This is a genomic window from Actinoplanes sp. NPDC051633 (assembly GCF_040681735.1).
Classification (GTDB): domain Bacteria; phylum Actinomycetota; class Actinomycetes; order Mycobacteriales; family Micromonosporaceae; genus Actinoplanes.
In genome coordinates this window covers 1-5,011 of the sequence record NZ_JBFAZH010000568.1, presented here as the reverse complement: position 1 = coordinate 5,011, position 5,011 = coordinate 1, and the positions used below count along the sequence as shown (strand labels likewise).

Sequence of the window (5,011 nt, the reverse complement as noted above, 5' to 3'; positions counted from 1 at the left end):
GCACAGCTTGGCGACCTGCTGCTCGTTCTCCACGCCCTCGGCGACGGTGTCCAGCCGCAGCGCGCCGGCCAGCTGACTGACCGCCCGGGCCACCGCCTGCCGGGCGTCGGCGGCCGCCGGGTCGCCGTCGTCGATCTCGATGCCGTCGACGAAGGACTTGTCCAGCTTCACGATCGCGGCCGGGAAGAGGCGCAGCAGGCTGAGCGAGGACTCGCCCGTGCCGAAGTCGTCGAGCGCCAGCTTGACGCCCATGGCGTCGAGTTCGCGCAGGGTACGCAGCACCTGTCGGCCGCGCAGCACCTCCGACTCGGTCACCTCGATCACCAGCCGGTCCGCGGGCAGCCCGCTGTCCTCCAGCGCGGCCCGCACGTCGGAGGCGAAATCGGGATCGTGCAACTGCCGGGCGGACACGTTCGGGCCGACCTTCTGCAGCGCGTCGGGACCGTACGCGGCGAGCCAGCCGGCCGCCTCCCGGCACGCCTCGCGCAGCACCCAGCGCCCCAGCGGCACGATCAGCCCGGTGCGCTCGGCGGCCGGGATGAACTCGATCGGCGGCACCAGCCCGCGCTCCGGGTGCTGCCAGCGGACCAGGGCCTCGACGCCGATCACCTTGCGGTCGGTGAACCGCATGATCGGCTGGTAGTGCAGCCGGAACTCGCCCTCGTCGAGCCCTCGGCGGAGCTCGCCGCCGAGCTGGACGTGGGCCAGCACGGGCTTCTCCATGCCGGGCGCGTACCGGACGTAACCGGCCTTGCCGCGCTGCTTGGCGGCGTACATCGCGGCGTCGGCGTGCCGCAGCGCGGTGTCCAGCCCGGTGCCGCGCGCGGCCGGCGCGAACCCGACGCTGGCCGCGATCAGCAGCCGGTCGACACCCAGTGGCCGGCTGAACCCGTCGAACATGCGCCGGGCGACGCCCTCGGCGGTGTCCGCGTCGCCGAACACCAGCACCGCGAACTCGTCGCCGCTGAGCCGGGCGGCGACGCCGTCCCGGCCGGCGGCGGCGGTCAGCACCTCGGCGACCGAGACCAGCAGCCGGTCGCCGACCTCGTGGCCGAGGGAGTCGTTGTCGGTCTTGAAGTCGTCCAGGTCCACGATCATCACGGTCACGTCGCGGCGGCCGAGCTCGGCGGTCAGGGACTCCCGGAACAGGGCGCGGTTGGCCAGCCCGGTCAGCCCGTCGTGGGTGACCTCGTGCTGCAGCCGCTGCTCGGACTCGTGCTTCTCGTGCAACAGCTGGGCATTGTCCCGGAAGCCGACGTAGAGCCGGGTGGTGACCAGCAGGCCGACCACCACGCACAGCAGCATCACGATCAACTCGGTCCAGGCCAGCGAGGTGATCGCCACGGCGACGATGGCGACCACCACCGCGGTGACGGCCAGGTACGGCAGCAGCGCACCGGACTGGCGGGACGACTCGGCCGGTCGGGTCACCGCGGCCCGCCACTGCGCGCGGACGGCGAACGCCGCCAGCAGCGGCCCCATCGGCATCACGACCGCCTGCGCCGGGATGTCACCGGTCGAGGCCATGCGCACGGCCAGCACGGAAACCGCAACCGCGGTGAATCCGACGGAGGCGATCAGCCGCAGCGCGGTCCGGTCGACCGGACCGCCGGTCACGTAGGAGACCTTCGCCACTCCGGTGGCCGCCAGCACGAACGAGAGGCCGACGAGGCTGATGCCGGACGGGCTCCAGGGGTCGTCGGAGGTCAGCATCGGGGCCAGCCCGAAGTGCCAGAGCAGCACCGCGCAGCCGGTGAAGGCGATCGACCGGTCGAGCAGCAGCCGCCACCTCGACCGCCCGGCCGTGTCCATCGGGACGGCCATCACGGCCCAGGTCGTCATGATGAAGCCGGCCGCGGCCAGCGCCGAGGGCACCGGGCCGATGTTCGGCGCCCGGTCACCGACGGAGTGCCTGGTCACGTCCCAGGCGAAGGTGGCATAGCCGAGGCCGATCAAGCCGAACGAGACCTGGATCGTGCGCCAGAAGCGCCGCGCCGCGGGCGGCAGGGTGACCGCACGCAGCAGGTGGGCGATCGAGGCGACCAGTATCGTGCCGCCCAGGGGCAGCAGCCAGAAGCACGGCCAGGCGGGACCCGCGGCGCCCAGCAGGTACGCGACATACCACACCGTGCCGCCGGCGACCAGGGCACCGGTCGCTGCGACAGGACGCAGCGCACCGCGCAGATCACTGGCCATATCCTCAGCATCGGCCGATCGGAGCCGCACTGAAGAAGACGTGGTTGCGGTGTGGCCTGTGGGGAGAAGGATATGGGTGTGGCGGATCCGATGGGAGCAGTGCGGCGGTTGCTCGACCTGCGCCATCGTGGCCGGGCCGAGGACCTGCCGCATGCGCTCCTCGAGGCGGCGCCGCTGCTCGGGGTCGACGAGCTGGCGGTCCTGCTGGTCGACTACGAGCAGATCGCGCTGTGGCCGCTGCGGGGGACGCCGCCGGACGGCGGCGAGCACGACGTCGACCGCACGACGGCCGGGCAGGCGTTCCGTCATGCACAGCCCCGGCACGACGAGGACGATCCGGACGGGCCGGCGCTGTGGCTGCCGCTGCTGCACGGCGCCGAGCGGCTGGGCGTGCTCAAGGTCAGCGCCAAGGAGGCCCCTGACCGGGCGTTACGCGACGACCTGCGGACGATCGCCGCCCTGGTGGCCGAGCTGATCGCCAGCCGCCGCTTCTACGGCGACGCGGTCGAGCACACCAAGCGGCGGCTGCCCATGCAACTGGCCGCCGAGATCATCTGGAACCAGCTGCCGCCGCTGACCTTCGCCGCCAACGACACTGTGGTGACGGCGGTGCTCGAGCCGTGCTACGACGTCGGCGGCGACGCCTTCGACTACGCCGCCAACGGAGACCTCCTGCACGTGGCGCTCTTCGACACGGTCGGGCACGGCATCGACGCGAGCGCACTGGCCACACTGACGCTGAACACCTACCGCAACGCGCGGCGGTCCGGGCTGTCGCTGACCGACACCTACCGGTCGATCGACAAGTGGATCCGGGCGCAGTATCCGGGGTCGTTCGTCACCGCTCTGCTCACCGAGCTGGACACCGCCACCGGCGTCTACCAGCGGATCTCCGCCGGGCATCCGGCCGAGCTGCTGCTGCGCGACGGCCGGCCGATGCCGTCTCCGCCGGTGCCGACGGCGCTGCCGCTCGGGCTCGGGCACATGCGGTCGCGGCCGCCCGGCGTGAACGAGGTGCAGCTCGAGCCGGGCGACGCGCTCGTGCTCTACACCGACGGCGTCACCGAGGCCCGGGACGCCGACGGCAACGACTTCGGGCTGGACCGGCTCACCCAGTTCATGGCCGGCGCGATGGCCGGGAACACCCCGGCCGCCGAGATCATGCGCCGGCTGATCCGCACCATCGTCTCCTACGAGAACGACGACCTGCGCGACGACGCGAGCGCGGCGTTAATCCAGTGGCGGCCGAGGAGAGGCTGAGAAGGTCGGCCTTCAGTCCGGTCAAGGGTGGCGGTGGGGCTGCGGAAGGCGCTCGAAGGGATCGCCGTACTCGCGGACCGCGGCCCGCGCGAACGCCTGCTGGAACGTCGACACCCGCTCGGAGCGGCCCCGGCCGAGGAAGCTGACCGCCCAGTGCAGCACCGCGGTAACCCTGTTCTTGAAGCCGACCAGGTAGAGCAGGTGCACGGCCAGCCACATCAGCCAGCCGATGAAGCCGGAGAAGCGGAATCGGCCGACGCTGGCCACGGCCGAGAACCGGCTGATCGTGGCCATGCTGCCCTTGTCGAGGTACTTGAACGGCCCGCGGGGCTCCTTGCCGGCCAGGCGCCGTTTGATCTGGTCGGCGGCGTACCGGCCGCCCTGGATGGCGACCTGCGCGACGCCGGGCAGCCCGTCCAGCGACATCATGTCGCCGACCGCGAAGATCTCCGGGTGCCCGGGCACGGTGAGGTCGGGCCGCACCTCGATGCGACCGGCCCGGTCGGTGGGCGCCCCGGTCGCCTCGGCGAGCGCCTTGGCCAGCGGCGGCGCGGCGACCCCGGCCGCCCACATCTTGGTCATCGAGCCGATCCGCTCGTGCCCGCGGGGTGTCTCCACGTCGATGCCGGTGGCGTCCACCCCGACCACCTTGGTCTTCAGCTCCACCTCGACGCCGAGCAGGTGCAGCTGGCGCAGCGCGCGGGTGGCGAGCTGGTCGCCGAAGCTGGTGAGGACGGCGTCGATCGCGTCGACCAGGATCACCCGGGCTTTGCGCGGGTCGATCCGCTTGTACTGCCCGGGCAGGGTGCGGTGGGCCAGCTCGGCGATCTGCCCGGCCATCTCCACGCCGGTCGGCCCGGCGCCGACCACCACGAAGGTCAGCCAGCGCTCCACCGCCTCGGGATCGGTCTGCAGGTCGGCCAGCTCGAACGCGCCGAAGATGCGGGCGCGCAGCTCGAGGGCGTCGTCGATGCTCTTCATGCCGGGCGCGTGGTCGGCGAACTGGTCGTTGCCGAAATACGACTGCGAGGCGCCGGCCGCGACGATCAGCGTGTCGTACTCGACCTCGTACTCCAGGCCCGGCGCCTCGACGCTGACCTTCTTCGCGGCCGCGTCGACGCCGGTGACCCAGCCCAGGCGCACGTCCACGTTGTCCTGCTTGCGCAGGATCTCGCGGATCGGCGGCGCGATCTCACCCTCGGAGAGGATGCCGGTGGCGACCTGGTAGAGCAGCGGCTGGAACAGGTGGTATGCGGTGCCGTTGATCAGTGTGATCTCGACGTCGGCGCGGCGCAGGGCACGAGCAGCGAACAGTCCGCCGAAGCCGGCGCCGACGATGACGACACGATGCATGGGCACAGCATGCCTCAACCGGCCGGGTCGGCGCGCGCGCGGCGGAGGAACAATCGCTGTTCGGCGGCGTTGCGGCTCAGGCCGGCGGCGCGCTCGAACTCGGCCCGGGCCTCGGCGCGGCGGCCGAGGCGTTCGAGCAGCTCCGCGCGTACCCCGGGGAGTTGGGGGTAGGCCCGCAGCGCACGGACCGTGACCAGTTCGT

The 5,011-nt window shown here is 72.2% G+C and carries 3 protein-coding genes and 1 pseudogene; 1 reads left to right on the top strand and 3 read right to left on the bottom strand.

What is annotated here, in order from left to right:
* Positions 1 to 2,196: EAL domain-containing protein (locus AB0M20_RS26775; RefSeq protein WP_364302745.1), on the bottom strand; the 2,196-nt coding region annotated here is incomplete at its 3' end.
* A gap of 72 nt (positions 2,197 to 2,268) precedes the next feature.
* On the opposite strand from AB0M20_RS26775, the gene AB0M20_RS26770 reads away from it, so the two are divergent.
* On the top strand, positions 2,269 to 3,456 hold the full coding sequence (locus AB0M20_RS26770) for a PP2C family protein-serine/threonine phosphatase (protein WP_364302742.1): 1,188 nt from the start codon (positions 2,269 to 2,271) through the stop codon (positions 3,454 to 3,456).
* A gap of 21 nt (positions 3,457 to 3,477) precedes the next feature.
* Here AB0M20_RS26770 and AB0M20_RS26765 read toward each other — a convergent pair whose 3' ends face one another.
* Positions 3,478 to 4,809: an NAD(P)/FAD-dependent oxidoreductase gene (locus AB0M20_RS26765; RefSeq protein ID WP_364302740.1), complete on the bottom strand. Its 1,332-nt coding sequence runs from the start codon at positions 4,807 to 4,809 to the stop codon at positions 3,478 to 3,480.
* 14 nt (positions 4,810 to 4,823) lie between these two features.
* Positions 4,824 to 5,011: pseudogene (locus AB0M20_RS26760) on the bottom strand (RNA polymerase subunit sigma-24); the annotation flags it as partial.

What these genes read in the sequence shown, in the direction of transcription:
- AB0M20_RS26770 (WP_364302742.1), top strand. Translation starts at nt 2,269, where the DNA reads ATGGGTGTGGCGGATCCGATGGGAGCAGTGCGGCGGTTGCTCGACCTG.
- AB0M20_RS26765 (WP_364302740.1), bottom strand. Translation starts at nt 4,809, where the DNA reads ATGCATCGTGTCGTCATCGTCGGCGCCGGCTTCGGCGGACTGTTCGCT.